General features: G+C 70.8%; 17 protein-coding genes. 9 read left to right on the top strand and 8 right to left on the bottom strand.

Annotation, left to right across the window (positions count from 1 at the left end):
• The first annotated feature begins 66 nt into the window (after positions 1-66).
• The 3 genes from FHS00_RS00690 (at position 67) to FHS00_RS00680 (ending at position 4,117) form a co-directional block, all read left to right on the top strand.
• Positions 67-2,502, top strand: coding sequence for a PBP1A family penicillin-binding protein (locus FHS00_RS00690; RefSeq protein ID WP_183468896.1), 2,436 nt, complete (start codon positions 67-69; stop codon positions 2,500-2,502).
• A gap of 61 nt (positions 2,503-2,563) precedes the next feature.
• The gene (xth, locus tag FHS00_RS00685) at positions 2,564-3,346 is read left to right on the top strand and encodes an exodeoxyribonuclease III (protein WP_183468894.1); all 783 of its coding nucleotides are present in this window, start codon (positions 2,564-2,566) and stop codon (positions 3,344-3,346) included.
• Positions 3,347-3,775: 429 nt separating this feature from the next.
• Entirely contained in the window at positions 3,776-4,117 is a 342-nt protein-coding gene (locus tag FHS00_RS00680; protein ID WP_183468891.1) for a DUF7282 domain-containing protein, read from the top strand.
• A gap of 46 nt (positions 4,118-4,163) precedes the next feature.
• On the opposite strand, the gene FHS00_RS00675 is transcribed toward FHS00_RS00680, so the two are convergent.
• Positions 4,164-5,327, bottom strand: coding sequence for an FAD-dependent monooxygenase (locus FHS00_RS00675; RefSeq protein WP_183468889.1), 1,164 nt, complete (start codon positions 5,325-5,327; stop codon positions 4,164-4,166).
• A gap of 6 nt (positions 5,328-5,333) precedes the next feature.
• Complete coding sequence (gene dksA, locus FHS00_RS00670) at positions 5,334-5,756, bottom strand: RNA polymerase-binding protein DksA (RefSeq protein WP_183468887.1); 423 nt, start codon at positions 5,754-5,756, stop codon at positions 5,334-5,336.
• 362 nt (positions 5,757-6,118) lie between these two features.
• Here dksA and FHS00_RS00665 point away from each other — a divergent pair, with 362 nt between their 5' ends.
• The gene (locus FHS00_RS00665; protein WP_183468885.1) at positions 6,119-6,289 is read left to right on the top strand and encodes a hypothetical protein; all 171 of its coding nucleotides are present in this window, start codon (positions 6,119-6,121) and stop codon (positions 6,287-6,289) included.
• Between the two features lie 76 nt (positions 6,290-6,365).
• On the opposite strand, the gene FHS00_RS00660 is transcribed toward FHS00_RS00665, so the two are convergent.
• The gene (locus FHS00_RS00660; RefSeq protein WP_183468883.1) at positions 6,366-6,524 is read right to left on the bottom strand and encodes a hypothetical protein; all 159 of its coding nucleotides are present in this window, start codon (positions 6,522-6,524) and stop codon (positions 6,366-6,368) included.
• A gap of 170 nt (positions 6,525-6,694) precedes the next feature.
• On the opposite strand from FHS00_RS00660, the gene FHS00_RS00655 reads away from it, so the two are divergent.
• On the top strand, positions 6,695-7,378 hold the full coding sequence (locus FHS00_RS00655) for a M48 family metallopeptidase (protein ID WP_183468881.1): 684 nt from the start codon (positions 6,695-6,697) through the stop codon (positions 7,376-7,378).
• On the opposite strand, the gene FHS00_RS00650 is transcribed toward FHS00_RS00655, so the two are convergent.
• On the bottom strand, positions 7,375-7,926 hold the full coding sequence (locus FHS00_RS00650; RefSeq protein WP_183468879.1) for an RSP_2648 family PIN domain-containing protein: 552 nt from the start codon (positions 7,924-7,926) through the stop codon (positions 7,375-7,377). The two genes, FHS00_RS00655 and FHS00_RS00650, sit on opposite strands and share 4 nt — an antisense overlap.
• Positions 7,923-9,131 carry an RSP_2647 family RNA methyltransferase gene (locus FHS00_RS00645; protein ID WP_183468877.1) on the bottom strand — a complete coding sequence of 403 codons (1,209 nt, stop codon included), beginning with the start codon at positions 9,129-9,131 and terminating at the stop codon, positions 7,923-7,925. Before FHS00_RS00645 ends, FHS00_RS00650 begins: the two co-directional genes overlap by 4 nt.
• 183 nt (positions 9,132-9,314) lie before the next feature.
• Here FHS00_RS00645 and edd point away from each other — a divergent pair, with 183 nt between their 5' ends.
• The gene (gene edd / locus FHS00_RS00640) at positions 9,315-11,117 is read left to right on the top strand and encodes a phosphogluconate dehydratase (protein WP_183468875.1); all 1,803 of its coding nucleotides are present in this window, start codon (positions 9,315-9,317) and stop codon (positions 11,115-11,117) included.
• Here edd and FHS00_RS00635 read toward each other — a convergent pair whose 3' ends face one another.
• Positions 11,118-11,720: a hypothetical protein gene (locus FHS00_RS00635; RefSeq protein WP_183468873.1), complete on the bottom strand. Its 603-nt coding sequence runs from the start codon at positions 11,718-11,720 to the stop codon at positions 11,118-11,120.
• 104 nt (positions 11,721-11,824) lie between these two features.
• Here FHS00_RS00635 and eda point away from each other — a divergent pair, with 104 nt between their 5' ends.
• Positions 11,825-12,466: a bifunctional 4-hydroxy-2-oxoglutarate aldolase/2-dehydro-3-deoxy-phosphogluconate aldolase gene (gene eda, locus FHS00_RS00630; RefSeq protein WP_183468871.1), complete on the top strand. Its 642-nt coding sequence runs from the start codon at positions 11,825-11,827 to the stop codon at positions 12,464-12,466.
• A gap of 18 nt (positions 12,467-12,484) precedes the next feature.
• Here the strand turns inward: eda and FHS00_RS00625 are convergent, their stop codons facing one another.
• Positions 12,485-12,751 (bottom strand): hypothetical protein, encoded by a 267-nt coding sequence (locus FHS00_RS00625; RefSeq protein WP_183468869.1) that lies wholly within the window; start codon positions 12,749-12,751, stop codon positions 12,485-12,487.
• Positions 12,748-15,534: a [protein-PII] uridylyltransferase family protein gene (locus FHS00_RS00620; RefSeq protein WP_183468867.1), complete on the bottom strand. Its 2,787-nt coding sequence runs from the start codon at positions 15,532-15,534 to the stop codon at positions 12,748-12,750. Before FHS00_RS00620 ends, FHS00_RS00625 begins: the two co-directional genes overlap by 4 nt.
• Before the next feature lie 189 nt (positions 15,535-15,723).
• Between FHS00_RS00620 and FHS00_RS00615 the strand changes: the two genes are divergently transcribed.
• Positions 15,724-16,176, top strand: a complete 453-nt coding sequence (locus tag FHS00_RS00615) for a DUF2852 domain-containing protein (RefSeq protein ID WP_183468865.1) — start codon at positions 15,724-15,726, stop codon at positions 16,174-16,176.
• A 66-nt stretch (positions 16,177-16,242) separates the two neighbouring features.
• Entirely contained in the window at positions 16,243-16,704 is a 462-nt protein-coding gene (locus FHS00_RS00610) for an RDD family protein (RefSeq protein ID WP_183468864.1), read from the top strand.
• Positions 16,705-16,721: the final 17 nt, after the last annotated feature.

Below are 16,721 nucleotides of genomic sequence, written 5' to 3'. Positions count from 1 at the left end.
GGCGCGCTTGACGGGCCGCCCGGCCCGGCTACCCTCCGGTACCGATAATACCGGAATTTCACGCAGATGACCGACGACAAGACGCCCGACGCCTCCGTTCATCAACCCGAGGGGGCGGCGTCGGAGCCGATCACCCCGCCGTCGGACCGACCCGCCGAACCGCCGCAGGGCGGTGATCTGGGCGAGGCCGCGCGCGCCTTCTGGGCCGCCCTGATGCGGGCGATGGGCCGTGGCGGACGGGCGATGGGCCGAGCCGGGGCCAGCGGCCTCGACCGCGGCGGCCGGGCCCTGCGCGAGGTGTCGGCCCGTGCCGGCGCCGGGGCCGTGACCACCGCGCAGCGGCTGCGCGCGGCGCAGCAAAGCAGTTCTGACACCACCGCCGATCCCGATGCCGCGACCACGGCCCCGACCGAGGCCGGCGCCCCGCGCCCCTCGCTCACCGCCCGCGCGGCGCAGGGTTGGCGCGACGCCTCCGCCCGCCGCCGGGCCCGGCTCGAAGAGCGCAAGCTGCGCCCGGCCGCCACGGTCCGCGCCACGCGCTGGATCTGGCGCACCGTGTTCGGTCTGGCCTTCCTGGTGCTGCTCGGCGCCGTGATGATCGGCGGCATCCTCATCTGGGCGGTGCGCGACCTGCCGCTGGCCGACATGCTGCCGCCGCTCGAAGAGCCGACGCTCACCGTGCAGGACGAGGCGGGCGACACGCTGTTCACCCGTGGCGCCTACCGTGCGGGCTACGTCCCACTCGACGAGATGCCCGACCATCTGGCCCAGGCGGTCTCGGCGATCGAGGACCGGCGCTTCTGGGACCACCCAGGCGTCGACATCGAAGGCATCGGCCGCGCGATGTGGCGCAACTTCTCCTCCGGCGGCGTGGTCGAGGGCGGCTCGACCATCACCCAGCAGCTGGTGAAGGTGCTCTATCTCGACCCCGACCGGACCTACAAACGCAAGCTGCAGGAGATGGTCCTCGCGCTGGGCCTCGAGCGTCAGCTCGGCAAGGACCGGATCATGGAGCTCTACCTGAACTCCACCTATCTCGGCTCGGGCGCATGGGGCATGCCTGCCGCCGCCCAGCTCTATTTCGACAAGCCGGTGCAGGAGCTGAGCCTCGCCGAGAGCGCGATCCTCGCCGCAACGATCCGGGCGCCATCGGTGATCAACCCCGAAGCCAATCTGGAGCGCGCCCGCGAGCGCGGGCTGGTGGTGCTGTCGGTGATGCGCGATCTCGGCCGCATCGACGAGGCCGCCTTCGAGGCCGCGCGCGGCGAGATGGCCGCGCTCGAGCCGTCGCCGCCGCCCGCCCGCGCGGGCAGCTACTTCGCGGACTGGGTGCTGGGCGAGGCGCAGGAGCTGTCGGGCGCCGTCGACGGCCCGCTCACCGTGACCGCGACGCTCGACATGGAGCTGCAGGCCAAGGCCGAGAAGATCCTGCGCGACGCGCTCGCCGGTCCCGGCGCGCAGGCCGGCGCGAGCCAGGGCGCCATCGTCGCGATGACCCCCGACGGCCGCGTGCGCGCCATGGTCGGCGGCGTCGATTACGGCGAGAGCCAGTTCAACCGCGCCACCGACGCGCTGCGGCAGCCCGGCTCGACCTTCAAGCTGCCGGTCTTCCTCGCCGCGCTGGTGATGGGCGCCGATCCCGACACCCGCCTGCCCGACGAGCCGATCGACATCAACGGCTACAAGCCCGAGAACTTCAACGGCCAGTATGCCGGGGTGGTGACGCTGCGCGAGGCCTTCGCGCGCTCGCTCAACGCCGCCACGGTGCGGCTCGCGCAGGAGGTCGGCATCGACCAGGTGATCGAGGTGGCGCGCCAGCTCGGCATCGAGGGCAAGCTGACCCAGACCCCCAGCCTCGCGCTCGGCACCTCCGAGGTGTCGCTGCTGGACATGACCGAAGCCTATGCCGCGATCCTCGCGGGCCGCGCGCCGATCAAGGCCACCGGCATCGCCAGCCTCAAGCTCGGCGAGACCGGCGTGGCGCTGTCGGTCTCGGGCGCCGATCCCAACGCGGTCGAGCTGAACCGCACCCGCGAGCCGATGCTGTCGATGCTGCGGGCCGTGGTCACCGACGGCACGGGCAAGCGGGCGCAGATCCCGGGTTTCGCTGCCGGCAAGACCGGCACCAGCCAGAACAGCCGCGACGCCTGGTTCATTGGCTTCACCGACAAGCTGGTGGTGGGCGTCTGGATCGGCAATGACGACAACTCGCCGATGGACGCGGTCACCGGCGGCAGCCTTCCGGCCGAGATCTGGCGCGAGGTCGTGCTCGCGGCCGGCGGTGCCGGCGCGGCGCGGGCGCCCTCGGCCGAGAGCCAGACGCCGGTCCGGGTGCGCCGCGGCACCGAGGTGGTCAGCACCAATGCCAACCGGCTGCGCAACAACGCCGCGGCCCAGCCGCAATGCGACGTGCGCGCCTGTTCGCGCGCCTATCGCTCCTTCCGCGCCTCGGACTGCACCTTCCAGCCCTATTCCGGCCCGCGCAAGCTGTGCACCCGCTAGGCTTGTGGGTCCGCCGCAGGCTGTTACAAGCCTGCGGCACACCCGCGCCAAGGAGGCCCGCATGAAACTCGCCACCTTCAACATCAACGGCGTGAAGGCGCGGATCGGCGCCCTGTCGGAATGGCTGGCCGAAAGCCGCCCCGACGTGGCGCTGCTGCAGGAGATCAAGTCGGTCGACGAAGGCTTCCCGCGCGAGCATTTCGAGGACATGGGCTACACGGTCGAGACCCATGGCCAGAAGGGCTTCAACGGCGTCGCGATCCTGTCGCGCCTGCCGCTCGAGGACGTGATGCGCGGCCTGCCCGGCGACGACAGCGACGAGCAGGCCCGCTATATCGAGGCGACCGTGATCGGCGAGACCCGGCCGGTGCGGGTGGGCTGCCTCTACCTGCCGAACGGCAACCCCGCCCCCGGCCCGAAATACGACTACAAGCTGGCCTGGATGGAGCGGCTGCGGGCGCGGGCGCAGGCGCTGCTGGAGCTCGAGGCGCCGGCACTGCTCGCGGGCGACTGGAACGTGATCCCGCAGCCCGAGGACGCCGCCCGGCCCGAGGCCTGGATCGAGGACGCGCTGTTCCGGCCCGAGACCCGCGCTGCCTTCCGCCGGATCGAGACGCTGGGCTTCACCGACGCGTTCCGCGCCCGGGTGCGCGGGCCGGGCCACTACTCCTTCTGGGACTATCAGGCCAGCTCGTGGGAGCGGAACAACGGCATCCGCATCGACCACCTGCTGCTCGCCCCGCAGGCCGCCGATCTGCTCAACGACGCCTGGATCGAACGCGAGGTGCGCGGCCGCGAGAAGCCGTCCGACCACGTGCCGGTCTGGATCGACCTAGACGCCTGAGCCAAGAGCGATCTCTGAAAACGGGCGCGGCGCCGATGGGTGCCGCGCCCGTTTTCGCGTGGGCCTGCAAGCCACATCACCCGCCTGCCCCGACGGCAGATCCGCCGCACAAAGCGCCCTGCAAAACGGCACATACTGAACTGTTCAGTTCACCGGTCGCGACACCTATGTGAACTTCAGCACTGGATGAAGGAGACCCGACGCCGAAGGGGCTTGCAGCGGATCGACCGATGGAAAGGGACCAAATTTCCCCCTTCCGCTCATGGTTTTGTAGCCGCGTGTAACAGCTTCCCCCTCTGCGACATTCCGCGACAAGGCCGTGTTGGCCATTCGCCGCGATGTCTCCGATATCCAGTTCTGCAACCCGCGCCGCCCTCCCCGGCGCCCACCCATCCCCTCCTCCCCGGGGACCACCGAAAGGCAAGAGACATGAAAAACCTGACCATCGCCGCCGCCCTCGCGACCGCCCTGACCGCCACCCTCCCGGCGATCGCTTCCGCCGACAACCTCGGCGCCCAGTTCAGCGTCGAGAACGCCGGCCATGTCGATCTCGATCGCGTCGTCAGCGAAACCGGCGGCTGGGTCGAGATCCTCGACGGCTCCAGCATCGCCACCGGCGTGCTGCTCGGCAGCGAAGACGTCCGTCCCGGGCTGGAATCCGACGTCCGCGTGCAGCTGACGCACCGCCCCTATCGCGACAACGTCTTCGCCGTTCTCTACGACGCCGACGGCCAAGTGACCGCGACCCGCGAACTGCGCGTCGCCAACTGATCGCGCGACCGCCTCTCTACTCCAGGAGAGCCCGGCCCGTCACCTTTCAGGTGGCGGGCCATTCGCTTGTGATGTCGTGATCATACAGCCAGGCCATCCGCGCGGTGAACCGCGCCGGCGCGACCCGCCCGATGGCGCCGAGGCCGGCATGGGCGACCCGGCGCGCCACGCCCGACAGGTGATAATTGCGCGCATTGGCCTGCGCCGCCGCGATGGCGCGCCGCACCCGTGGCCCACGGAGTTCGGCATAGCGCCGCAGCTTGCTGTCGAGATCGCCGTCTCCCTCAAGCGCGCGGGCGAGCGCCCATCCATCCTCGATGGCGAGGTTCGCCCCCTGCGCCAGGAACGGCAGCGTCGGATGCGCGGCGTCGCCCAGAAGCACCAGCCGATCCGTGTGCCAGCGCTTCGGCACCGGGTGACGGAACAGGCCCCAACGGCGCACCCGCGTGACCCGCGCCAGCATCTCCGCGAGTTCGGGGGCCGCGTCGGCGAAGGCCGCGCGAAGGATGTCCGGGTCGTCCTCATGGTCCCAGCCCTCTGGCGCCCAGTCACCCTGTTCGCGCACCGCCACGAGGTTGAGCCGCCCGCCGGGCAGCGGATAAGTCACGACGTGCCGCCCCGGCAGCATCCAGATCCGGGCCTCGGGCGATGCCGCGACATCCTCGATCACCGCGCGCCAGGCGACCTGCCCGGTGAACGACGCCGCCGCCTCGGTGAGCGCATGGCGCAACACCGAGCGCAACCCATCCGCCGCGACGACGAGATCCGCCGCGACATCGGCCCCTTCGGCGAATGAAAGCCGCCCGACGACCGGATCGGCCCCGGTGACCGTGTGATCGGTCCGGAGAGCGGCCCCGGCCTCGGTCGCGGCGCGGGCCAGCAGCGCCACGAGATCGGCGCGATGCAGGAAACGATAGGGAAAGCGCCCTTGGTCGAGCGCGAAGCGCGCGATGGCGCGGCCGTCATGCCCGTCGGTCGGCACAACCGCGCGCGCCCGGATCGCGGCGGCGTCGAGCGCGGCTCCGAGGTCCAGCCGTCCGAGCACGGCGGCGCCATTGGGGGTGACCTGGATTCCGGCCCCGATCTCACGCAGCGCGCGCGCGCGTTCAAAGATCGAGACGTGGTGCCCGGCCCGGGCCAGGCAGAGGGCGGCGCTCAGGCCGCCGATGCCGGCACCCGCGACGGCAATACGCAATGGCGTCGCGGGCATCGAAGGTCAGTCGTCGCGGTGCACGCGCTCGCGGCGTTCGTGACGCTCCTGCGCCTCAAGGCTCATCGTGGCGATCGGACGTGCATCGAGGCGGCGCAGCGAGATCGGCTCCCCAGTGATCTCGCAATAGCCGTATTCGCCCTCGTCGATGCGCCGCAGCGCGGCGTCGATTTTGGACACCAGCTTGCGCTGGCGATCGCGCGTGCGCAGTTCCAGCGCCCGGTCGGTCTCTTCGCTGGCACGGTCGGCGATGTCGGGAATGTTGCGCGTTGCGTCCTTCATCCCCTCGATCGTGTCGCGGCTGTCGGAGAGCAGCTCGGCTTTCCAGTGCAACAGCTTGCGACGGAAATATTCGAGCTGACGCTCGTTCATGAACGGCTCGTCTTCGGCGGGCCGGTAGTCGTCGGAAAGGAAGGACTCGGCTTTCATGTGTGCTCCCGTTGAAGGGCCTGTGCCGGGTCCCCAGATCCACCCCGCGGCCGGCCTGCCCTTTTTATGCCGCCGTCCTACTCCCTGCGTCACCTCCTGTCACCCCTGTTTCTGCACTGCCGTGTCGTAGCGGCAACTGACGCGTCAGCTTTGAAAACAAGCGTTTTGGGCCCCTCGGGCCTGCGCCCGGGGATTGATGTGATCCTATCACGATTCTCCCGCAGGGTGCGAATGACGGGGCGTCGCTGCGCCCGCGACGCCGCGCCGCGGCGATCCGGGCGGTCCGGTTCTGGACAGCGGGACCGCTGTCGCGCTAGGGGGCCGGGGCGGCCGGCAGGGCCGCGGCAAGCGGAGTGACCCCGATGATCCTTCCCCTGACCGGTCTGCTGATCGGCGGCATCTGGGGCGCCTGGCGGGCCCGGCGTCGTGGCGGCAAGGTCGCCGACATGGCGCAGTGGGGCGCCGCGCATGGCATCGCGCTCGCGGTGGTGGGATTGTTCCTGCTTCTGCTGCTGAGCCGTCTCGCGGCCTAGATCCTTCGCGACATCTTTCGGGACGTGACCCCGATACCTCTGTACTCGCGCGTCCTGTACCGCGTGGGCCCGGGGCTCAGCGCGTTCGGTCGGCCTCGCCGCCTTCGCGGGGCCGGGTTCGGCTCGACAATTGCTCCAGCAACTGGCGCAGCTGCTCGGGCGTGTCGCGTTCGACCGGAAACGCCCTTTTGAGGGACGCGTCGCGGACTTGCTGGTCGTGTTGCTCGAAATTCATGGTTGCCTCGTTCAGTTGGACAACCCCCCTGACAGTTGGACAATAACATTAGCCGGGATTCGGTTCCCTTCCGGTTAATCACACTTGACGCAACCTGTGGCGGAAGGAACGCATGTGACATACCAGAAACGGTGCTTGTCGCACTGCCCGACGGCCACCATATTGCCATAATGCTGAAGCTCTCACCGCTGCTCCTCGCGCTGCTTTACGGATTCGCGGTCTACCAGGTCTCGGTCTGGCGGACGCGGCGCGAACTCGACGCGCGCTCGACGGAGTTGGCGGAGCCGAGGCTACGCGCGGTCTGCGAGCGGCTGGCACGGGCGCTCGACCTGCCCCGCATCAAGGTTCACGTCTACGAGATCGCCCCGGTCAACGGCCTCGCCGCGCCGGATGGGCGGATCTTCCTCACCCGAGGCTTTCTCGAGAAATTCGCCGCCGGCGCCGTCACCGCCGAGGAGATCGCCAGCGTCGTCGCGCATGAGTTGGGCCATGTGGCGCTCGGGCATTCGCGCCGGCGGATGGTGGATTTCTCCGCCCAGAACGCGCTGCGTACCGCCCTTGCGGCGGTGCTGTCACGGCTGATCCCCGGGATCGGCGGCATGATCGCCGCCGGGCTGACCCGGCTGGTCGCCGCCGGGATCAGCCGCTCCGACGAATACGAGGCCGACGCCTACGCCTCGGCGCTGATGATCAAGGCGGGCTTTGGCACGGGGCCGCAGAAATCGCTGCTCTCCAAGCTCGACTCAATGGCCGGCGCGCATGGCGCGACCCCGGCCTGGCTGATGAGCCACCCCAAGACCGCCGCGCGGATCGAAGCGATCGCCGCCAACGAAAAAAAGTGGCTGGGCGCCTAGCCCGCCGCCGCCTCCACCGCCTTGCCGAACCGGTTGAGCCGCGCCTTCCTAAGCAGCGCGCGGGGCGTCCAGGCCTCGCCCGACAGGCGCGTGGCCTCCGCCACCACCGCCGCCACCACCTTGCCCACCGGGCCGGGGCTGGCCTCGAACAGGCCGAGCAGGAAATTGTCCGGATCGGCGCGCGACAGCCCCTCCTCGGCGAGGATGTCGCGCGGGAAATCCTTGGCGTTCATGGTCACGATCACGTCGCAATGCCCCGCCACCGCGCTGGCCAGCACGTGGATGTCGCCCGGATCGGGCAGCCAGAGCCGCCGCTCCAGATCCGGATTCGGTGCCACCTCGGCGCGCGGAAACCGCGACGCCAGCACCGCGATCTCGCCTCGCGCGATCACCTCGCCCTCGGGCCCGAGCCGTGCCGCCGCCCGCGCCCACTCCTCCGAGATCCGCGCGCTCCAGCGCGGATCGAACAGCCCCCGGGACGCGCAGCCCAAGAGCAGCTCGCGCATCACCGTGGGATAGAGAACGCAGGCGTCGAGCAGGACCCTCACAGCCGGAACACGAGCGCCTTGAGATAGCCGCCCTCGGCCAGCTGCGGCAGAACCGGATGATCGGCCCCGGCGAAACCGGTGTAGCAGATCGCGCCCTTGCGGCCCGCCTTGCCGATGCCGCGCGCCGAAGCGGCGCGGAACTTCGACAGGTCGGCGGCGTGGCTGCAGGAGCAGAGCACGAGATAGCCGCCCTCCTCGACCAGCGGCGCGGCCAATCGGGCGATCCGCTCATAGGCCCGCAGCCCCGGCTCCAGCGCCGATTTCGACGGTGCGAAGGCGGGCGGGTCGCAGACCACGACCTCGAAGCGGCGGCCTTCCTTGTCGAGCGCGGCCAGCGTGTCGAAGGCGTCGCCCTGGCGGGTTTCGAACCGGTCGGCCACGCCGGAGGCCTCGGCCCCCTTGCGCGCCAGATCGAGCGCCGGGGCCGATCCATCGACCGCCAGCGCCGAAGCCGCGCCCTGCGCCAGCGCCGCGAGGCCGAAGCCGCCGACATGGGAGAAGACGTCGAGCACCCGCGCATCCTTGGCCAGACCGGCCGCGAAGGCGTGGTTCGGGCGCTGGTCATAGAACAGCCCGGTCTTCTGGCCACCCATCAGGTCGGCCATGTAGACGGCACCATTCATCGGCACCTCGACCGGCGCCTCGGGCGCGTCGCCGCGCAGCATCCGCAGCTCCTCGCCAAGGCCTTCGAGCCCGCGCGCGCGGCCAGAGCCGTTTAGCACCACCCGGCGGATGCCGGTCGCCGCGAGCAGCGCGTCGGCGATGGTCTCGGCCCCGGCATCGGCCCAGGCGGCGTTGGGCTGCAGCACCGCGATGTCGCCGAAGCGATCGATCACCACGCCCGGAAGCCCATCGGCCTCGGCATGCACGAGCCGGTAGAACGGCGCGTCGAACAGCGCCTCGCGGTGGCGCAGCGCGCGGATCAGCTTCTCGGCGATCCAGTCACCGTCGATCACCGCCTCGGGGTCGCGGTCGAGCACCCGCGCGGCGATCTTGGACTCGGGGTTGACCGTGACCACCGCCATCGGCCGCCGCTCGGCATCCTCGAGGATGGCGAGGCTGCCGGGGGCCAGCTTCTTGGTGCGGCGATCGAGGACCATCTCGTTGGCGAAGACCCAGGGAAATCCATGGCGGATCGCGCGGGCATCGGCCTTGGGCAGCAGCCGGACGGTCGGATAGGGCGGGAGGTGCGGGAACGGTGTCATGCGCCCTCCTACCCCGCCCGCCGGGCCACGAAAAGCCGCTCCGCACGAAACCGGGCCCGGCAGGCGCGGGTTTTCTCCCAAGCGCCGCCGATCCCGTCGGACTAGGCCCCCGGGACAGGTTGTTAGCGCTAACGATCCGTGCTAAGCGCGCGGCAACCCGATTATCGACAGGAGCAGCCGAAGATGGCCCTCAACCGCACGCTCGAAGCCGTCACCGACCGGATCCGCGCCCGCAGCGAGGGGTCGCGCCGCACCTATCTCGACCGGATGGCCGCCGCGGCCGCCGAAGGCCCGCGCCGCGCCCATCTGACCTGCGGCAACCAGGCTCATGCCTATGCCGCCACCGGTCCCGACAAGGACGCGCTGGCCGAGGCGCGGGTGCCGAATATCGGCATCATCACCGCCTATAACGACATGCTCTCGGCGCATCAGCCCTTCGAGACCTATCCCGCGATGATCCGCGAGGCGGCGCGCAAGGCTGGCGCCACGGCGCAGGTCGCGGGCGGCGTGCCGGCGATGTGCGACGGCGTCACCCAGGGCCAGACCGGAATGGAGCTGTCGCTGTTCTCGCGCGACGTGATCGCGCTCGCGGCGGCGGTGGGCATGTCGCACAACGTGTTCGACAGCTCGGTCTATCTGGGCGTCTGCGACAAGATCGTCCCCGGCCTCGTGATGGCCGCCGCCACCTTCGGCTATATCCCGGCGGTGTTCCTGCCCGCGGGCCCGATGACCTCCGGCCTGCCCAACGATGAAAAGGCCCGCGTGCGCCAGCAGTTCGCCTCGGGCGAAGTGGGCCGCGAGGAGCTGATGAAGGCCGAGATGGCCTCCTATCACGGGCCGGGCACCTGCACCTTCTACGGCACCGCCAACTCGAACCAGATGCTGATGGAGTTCATGGGGCTGCACCTGCCGGGCGCGAGCTTCGTCAACCCGAACACGCCGCTGCGCGACGCGCTCACCGTCGCGGGCACCGAGCGCGCGGCGCAGATCTCCGCGCTCGGCAACGAGTTCACGCCGGTCTCGGACGTCCTCGACGAGCGGGCCTTCGTCAACGGCATCGTCGGCCTGATGGCCACCGGCGGCTCGACCAACCTCGTGCTGCACCTGCCCGCGATGGCCAAGGCGGCGGGCGTGATCCTCGATCTCGAGGATTTCGCGGAGCTGTCGGCGATCACCCCGCTGATGGCCAAGGTCTACCCCAACGGCCTCGCCGACGTGAACCATTTCCACGCGGCCGGCGGCCTTGGCTACATGATCGGCGAGCTGTTGAACGCCGGCCTGCTGCACCCCGACACCCGCACCGTCGCGGGCGAAGGGCTCGAACTCTACACCCAGGAGCCGAAGCTGCAGGATGGCCGCGTCGCCTATGCCCCCGGCACCCGCGAGACGCTCAACGACAAGATCCTGCGCCCGGCCACCAACCCGTTCCAGAAGACCGGCGGCCTGCGCCAGCTCACCGGCAATATCGGCCGCGCCGTGATCAAGACCTCCGCCGTGGCGCCCGAGCGCCACGTGATCGAGGCCAAGGCCCGGGTCTTCCACGACCAGGAATCGGTCAAGACGGCGTTCCGCAACGACGAGTTCAAGGAGGACACGATCGTCGTGGTCCGCTACCAGGGCCCGAAATCGAACGGCATGCCCGAGCTGCACAACCTGACCCCCACCCTCGCGGTGCTTCAGGATCGCGGCCTCAAGGTGGCGTTGGTCACCGATGGCCGGATGTCGGGCGCCTCCGGCAAGGTGCCGGCCGCGATCCACGTGACGCCCGAGGCCGCCGATGGCGGCGCGATCGCGCTGATCCGCGACGGCGACATGGTCCGGCTCGACGCGCCCGCGGGCACGCTCGAGGTACTGGCAAACCTCGAGGGCCGCGAGCCTGCCCCGGCCGATCTGGCCGGCAATGGCAACGGCGTCGGCCGCGAGCTGTTCGAAACCTTCCGCCAGCAGGTCGGCGGCGCCGCCTATGGCGCGGCCGTGGTGGTCTGATCAGTCGGACGTCGCATGAAACTGACCCGTCAGGACATGCGACTGGTCGGTGAAGGGCGCGGTCAGGATCGTGCCCGACACCGGCCCTGCGAGCGCCCGGCCGCCGGGTCCGCGCAGCGGGCTTTCGATGTCGATGTCGAGACGGCGGCGTTCGCCCGCCAGGGCGAGATCGTCGCCGAAGCCCGCCGTGACCTCGCCGCGCATCGCCGCGCCCTCGCGCGTCAGCGCGAGCTGCCCTGCCCCGGGCACCAGCGGCAGCGTGTCGATGGCCACCGCCTGGCCCAGGAATTCTCCGGAAATCCGCTCCAGCCGCCCCTCGATCGGCAGTGTCACGTTGCGGTCCGCAAAGTCGAGATCGAGCGTCAGCTCCCCGTCGATCCGGCCAGAGGGCGTCACGTCGGCATGTCGGATGTCGGCGACGAAGCCGCCCGCATAACGGGCACCGCCGCGCATCGGCAGGTCGGTCGCGGGCGCCAGCGCCGAGAGCGCGCCGAAGTCAGAGCGGTCGAAAGCGGGCGGCGGCGGGCTCGCCTCATCTCCGCCGCCGCCACACCCGGCCAGAACAATGGCGCCCGCAAGGACCCTCGAACCGCCGTTCGCCATTGCCTTCCTCCTCCAGCTCTTACAGCTTGACGGAGATTGGTTAACTGCACGTTAACGGCGACATAATTTTCAAACTTTCAACTCAAAGACGACAGGATCGCGACATGACCCCCGAACACGCCTCCGAACTCACCGCCAAGGTCTGCGCCCTCGCCCCGGTCATCCCGGTGCTGGTGGTCGATGACGCCTCGAAGGCCGCGGATCTGGCCCGCGCGCTGGTCGAGGGCGGCCTGCCCGCGCTCGAGGTGACGCTGCGCACCCCCTCCGCGCTCGACGTGATCCGCGAGATGGCGGCGGTCGAGGGTGGCGTCGTCGGCGCCGGCACGCTGCTGTCGCCCAAGGATGTCGAGGCCGCCAAGGAGGCGGGCGCGACCTTCGGCGTCTGCCCCGGCGCGACCGACCGCATCCTCGGCGCCTGCGAGGCCAACGACCTGCCGCTGCTGCCCGCCGCCGCCACCGCTTCCGAGGTGCTGCGCCTGCTCGATCGCGGTTACAGCGTGCAGAAGTTCTTCCCGGCCGAGGTCAATGGCGGCGTGCCCGCGCTCAAGGCCATCGGCGCGCCGATCCCGCAGGTGAAGTTCTGCCCGACCGGCGGGGTCAGCCTCAAGAACGCGCCCGAATACCTCGCGCTGTCCAACACGCTGTGCGTCGGCGGCAGCTGGGTCGCGCCCAAGGAGATGGTCAATTCGGGCGACTGGGCCGGGATTACCCGCCTCGCCGCCGAAGCCGCCCAGCTGGCGCGCTGAACACCGTCGCGCGGCGGGTCACCCCGCCGTGCGGCCCGCCCGCCCGCCGCGCCTGCGCGGCTCGGGCGACACGTCGAGCCCCTCGGTCAGCACCCGCGTCATCGGGTGCCCCTCGGGGGCCGTGGCATGGCGCTCCAGCAGCCGCCGGATCGCCATGCCGCTCTCCTGCCCCTCGGGCAGCGACAGCGCCCAGTCGAGAAAGATCGACCGGCATTCCGCTTCAGTGATCCCCTCGATCCGGTAGGCCTCGCGCACCAGCCCCTTGGGGTCGATCCCGTCGCTCATTTCGCCTCTCCCGCTCGGTGCCCGGCCAGCGCCCGGTCGATCACCTCCTCGGCGCGGCGCGCGGCGGCGTCAAGGGCGCGGCGCAGGTCATCGAGGCTGTCGCAGCCGCTTTCGCGCAGCAGCAGCCGCACGCCGCCCTCGGCCGGCGCCTCCGGCAGCGGCTCGCCACCGGTCAGCAGCCGCGCCACGCATTGCACCCGGCGCAGCAGATCGGCGGTCTCGCTCAGCACCGCCGCCTCCTCCTCGTCGATCAGCCCGGCCTCGCGCCCGGCCGCGATCTGGGCCGCGACCGCGCGCTCGGGAGACCCGGCGCGCAGCGCGAGGCTCTGGGCGAACAGCTCCACGTCCTGCAGCCGTCCCGGCCCGTCGCGGGTCTCCCAGCCGGCACCGCCGGGCCGGGCCTCGGCCAGCCGGGCGCGCATCGAGGCCAGATCGGCGAGAACCGTCTCCCCGGTCGACTTCTCGGTGATCAGCGCGCGCCGGAAGTCCTCGATCTCGTCGCCGAGCCCCGGCTCGCCCGCCACCACCCGCGCCCGGGTCAGCGCCAGGTGCTCCCAGGTCCAGGCCTCGTCGCGCTGATAGGCGCGGAAGGCGGGCAGCGCGGTCGCCACCGGACCCTGTCGGCCCGAGGGGCGCAGCCGCATGTCGACCTCGTAGAGCTTGCCATCCGGCATCGGCGCGCTGAGCGCGGTGATCAGCGACTGGGTGAAGCGCGCGTACCATGCCCGCGCGGCGAGCGGGCGCGGCCCGTCAGAGGCCTCCACCCCGGCGGCGTCGTAGATCACGATCAGGTCGAGATCCGAGGACGACCCCAGCCGCCCGGCCCCGAGCGAACCCATGCCCAGCACCGACAGGCCGCGCCCCGGCGGCGGGCCGTGACGGCGGGCCATCTCGTCGATCACCGCCGGCACCAGCGCGGCGACCGCCGCCTCCGCCAGCTCGGCATATTCGGTGCCGGCCCGGGCCGCGTCGATCAGCCCGCGCAGATGGTGCACCCCGATCCGGAAATGCAGCTCCTTGGCCCAGATCCGCGCCGCTCCGAGCCGCGCCTCGTGATCGGGCTGGCGCGCCAGCCGCGCCGCCAGATCGGCGCGCAGCGCATCCGTGCCGGGCCAGTCCTCGAAGAAGCCGCCGCCGATCACCGCGTCGAGCACGCCTGCGTTGCGCGACAGATACTGCGCCAGCCCCGGCGCGGTGGCGCAGATATCGATGATGAGCCGGGTCAGCTGCGGGTTGGCCTCGAACAGCGAGAACAGCTGCACCCCCGCCGGGAGTCCGGCGAGAAAGGCGTCGAACTGGGCCAGCGCCTCCTCGGGCCGCGCCGCCTCCGAGAGAGATTTCAGGATCTCGGGCCGCAGCCGGTCGAAGATCTCGACCGCGCGGCCGGAGCGCAGCGCCGGGTAGCCGGGCCAGCGCGCCGTCACCTCCTGGCCGAAATCCGGGGTCTCGGCGGCGGCATGGCCGGGGGCGAAGAAATCCTCGGTGAGCGCGTGCACGGTTTCCAGCCGCTCGGTCAGCTCGTCCTTCAGCTCCGCGAGGTCGCGATCCATGAAGGCGGCGAGCCGCGCAAAGCCCTCCTCGTTGGAGGGCAGCATATGGGTCTGCTGGTCGCCGATCATCTGCACCCGGTGCTCGATCTCGCGATGCGCGCGGTAGTGATGGGTCAGCGCCTCGGCCGTCTCCGCCTCGATCCAGCCCGCCTGCGCCAGCCGCTCCAGCCCCTCGACCGTGCCGCGCACCCTGAGCGAGGGGTCGCGGCCGCCGGAGATCAGCTGCCGGGTCTGGGTGAAGAACTCGATCTCGCGGATGCCGCCCCGGCCAAGCTTCATGTCGTGGCCCGGCAGGCTGAGCGCGCCGCCCAGCCCCTTGTGGTCGCGGATCTTGAGCCGCATGTCATGCGCGTCGCGGATCGCGTGGAAATCGAGATGCCGCCGCCAGACGAAGGGGCGCAGCGTCTCGACGAAATCTGCCCCGGCGGAGAGGTCGCCGGCGCAGGGCCGGGCCTTGATCCAGGCCGCCCGCTCCCAGGTCCGGCCGACGCTCTCGTAATACTGCTCGGCCGCGCCCATCGACAGGCAGACCGGCGTCACCGCCGCGTCGGGCCGCAGCCGCAGGTCGGTGCGGAACACGTAGCCCTCGCCGGTTATGTCGCCGATCAGCCCGGCGAGCTTGCGGGTCACCCGCACCAGCACGCTGCGCGCCTCGTGCTGGTCGGTACCCTCGTAGCGGGTCTCGTCGTAAAGGCAGATCAGGTCGATATCCGAGGAGTAGTTCAGCTCGAAGGCGCCCATCTTGCCCATCGCGAAGAGCGCCATGCCGGCGCCGCTCTCGATGTCGTCCTCGCCCATCCCCGGCAGCTTGCCGCGCGCGATCTCGGGCGCCAGCAGCGCTTCGAGCCCGGCCTGCAGCGCCGCGTCGGCGAGCCGGGTCAGGCTGCCCGTCACCTCCTCGAGCGGCCAGGCGCCGCCGAGATCGGCCAGCGCCGCGATCAACGCCACCCGGCGCTTGGCGCGGCGCAGCTGCGGGCCCAGCGTCGCGGCGTCCTTGCCCTTCATCGCCGCCAGTTCGGCGGCGACCGCGGCTTCGGGATCGGCGCAGGCCGCCTCCAGCCAGTCGCCCTCGCGGCCGATCAGCCCGGCGAGGAAGGGGCTGCAGCCGGCGGTGCCGGCGATCAACTCGGCCACGGCCGGGTCGGCCCAGCCGCAGGCCGCGCGCGCCTCGGCGGCCATGTCGGAATCAAAGGGGCGCGGGGCGCGGCTCAGGCGCGAGGCGAGGTCTGTCATGGCGCGAAGGTGGCGCGCGGCGCGGGGAGCGTCAACGGTCGCCGGAGGGGGCTTTGGCGCGAAAAATGTGAAAACCCTTCACATCACCCCTTGAAGCGCCGCCATGCCACGCCCATCTGCCGTAATGTGAAAGACATTCACATCCCCAACCGGCCCGGCAGCGGGCCCCTTCCACGAAGGAGTTCCTCGATGTCCACGACCGACATGCCCCTGTCACGCCACGTCGGACGGTCCGGGTTCAAGGACTGGCTCGTCCGCGCCGAGAGCTGGCTCGACGCCCGCGGCAAGCCCGCCTGGATCGCCGCCATGGTGCTCGGCTTCATCGCCTTCTGGCCCCTCGGCCTTGCCATTCTCGCCTACATGATCTGGAGCAAACGCATGTTCGCCAAATCCTGCCGCAGTCACCGGGCCCGCGTCTCGCCCTTCACCGCCATGCGCTCCTCGGGCAACACGGCCTTCGACGCATACAAGGCCGAGACCCTGCGCCGGCTCGAAGATGAGCAGCGCGCCTTCGAGAGCTTCCTCGAGCGGCTGCGCGACGCCAAGGACAAGGCCGAGTTCGACCAGTTCATGGACGACCGTGCCGCCAAGGCCCGCGAGGCCGGCAATGATGACGAGAACGGCGACAAGGACGCCGCCTGATCCCGACGCGGCGGCCCCCATGGGGGGCCGCTTGCCCCCTCCCTGCCCGCATGAGAGGATCGTGCCATGACCGCCTCACCGACCTTCGCCGCGCGGCTGCGTGGCCTGCCCGACCCCGAGACGAGCCCCGACTGCTACGAGGGCGTCGCGCTCAAGCGCGGCATCGCCTGGCTCGTCGACGTGACCCTGATCGCGGTGATCTGTGCGCTGCTGGTTCCGCTCACCGCCTTCGTCGGGCTGTTCTTCTTCCCGATGATGATGATGGTCGTGGGCTTCCTGTACCGCTGGTGGACCATCGCGAGCGGCTCGGCGACATGGGGCATGCGGCTGATGGCGATCGAACTGCGCGACGGCAGCGACCGGCCGCTCGATCCGACGCAGGCCTTTTTGCACACGGCCGGCTACGCGGTTTCGATCATGATCTTCCCGCTGCAGCTGGTTTCGATGGCGATGATGCTGCTGACCCCGCACGGCCAGGGCCTGACCGACAGCGTGCTCGCCACCACAGCCCTGCGCCGCCGGCGCTGAACGCAGCGTCGTGTCCC

This window comes from Limimaricola variabilis (genome assembly GCF_014195545.1).
GTDB classification, from domain to species: Bacteria; Pseudomonadota; Alphaproteobacteria; order Rhodobacterales; family Rhodobacteraceae; genus Limimaricola; species Limimaricola variabilis.
Note: the sequence above shows the minus strand (reverse complement) of the source record. Positions and strands in the feature narration are given on the sequence as shown.

Bases quoted from the DNA above. Each gene is read 5' to 3' on its own strand.
- FHS00_RS00635 (WP_183468873.1), bottom strand. From the start codon at position 11,720: ATGGCGAACGGCGGTTCGAGGGTCCTTGCGGGCGCCATTGTTCTGGCC.
- FHS00_RS00610 (WP_183468864.1), top strand. From the start codon at position 16,243: ATGACCGCCTCACCGACCTTCGCCGCGCGGCTGCGTGGCCTGCCCGAC.
- dksA (WP_183468887.1), bottom strand. From the start codon at position 5,756: ATGAAAGCCGAGTCCTTCCTTTCCGACGACTACCGGCCCGCCGAAGAC.
- FHS00_RS00680 (WP_183468891.1), top strand. From the start codon at position 3,776: ATGAAAAACCTGACCATCGCCGCCGCCCTCGCGACCGCCCTGACCGCC.
- FHS00_RS00675 (WP_183468889.1), bottom strand. From the start codon at position 5,327: ATGCCCGCGACGCCATTGCGTATTGCCGTCGCGGGTGCCGGCATCGGC.
- FHS00_RS00625 (WP_183468869.1), bottom strand. From the start codon at position 12,751: ATGAGCGACGGGATCGACCCCAAGGGGCTGGTGCGCGAGGCCTACCGG.
- xth (WP_183468894.1), top strand. From the start codon at position 2,564: ATGAAACTCGCCACCTTCAACATCAACGGCGTGAAGGCGCGGATCGGC.
- FHS00_RS00660 (WP_183468883.1), bottom strand. From the start codon at position 6,524: ATGAATTTCGAGCAACACGACCAGCAAGTCCGCGACGCGTCCCTCAAA.
- FHS00_RS00665 (WP_183468885.1), top strand. From the start codon at position 6,119: ATGATCCTTCCCCTGACCGGTCTGCTGATCGGCGGCATCTGGGGCGCC.
- eda (WP_183468871.1), top strand. From the start codon at position 11,825: ATGACCCCCGAACACGCCTCCGAACTCACCGCCAAGGTCTGCGCCCTC.
- edd (WP_183468875.1), top strand. From the start codon at position 9,315: ATGGCCCTCAACCGCACGCTCGAAGCCGTCACCGACCGGATCCGCGCC.
- FHS00_RS00655 (WP_183468881.1), top strand. From the start codon at position 6,695: ATGCTGAAGCTCTCACCGCTGCTCCTCGCGCTGCTTTACGGATTCGCG.
- FHS00_RS00615 (WP_183468865.1), top strand. From the start codon at position 15,724: ATGTCCACGACCGACATGCCCCTGTCACGCCACGTCGGACGGTCCGGG.
- FHS00_RS00620 (WP_183468867.1), bottom strand. From the start codon at position 15,534: ATGACAGACCTCGCCTCGCGCCTGAGCCGCGCCCCGCGCCCCTTTGAT.
- FHS00_RS00690 (WP_183468896.1), top strand. From the start codon at position 67: ATGACCGACGACAAGACGCCCGACGCCTCCGTTCATCAACCCGAGGGG.
- FHS00_RS00645 (WP_183468877.1), bottom strand. From the start codon at position 9,131: ATGACACCGTTCCCGCACCTCCCGCCCTATCCGACCGTCCGGCTGCTG.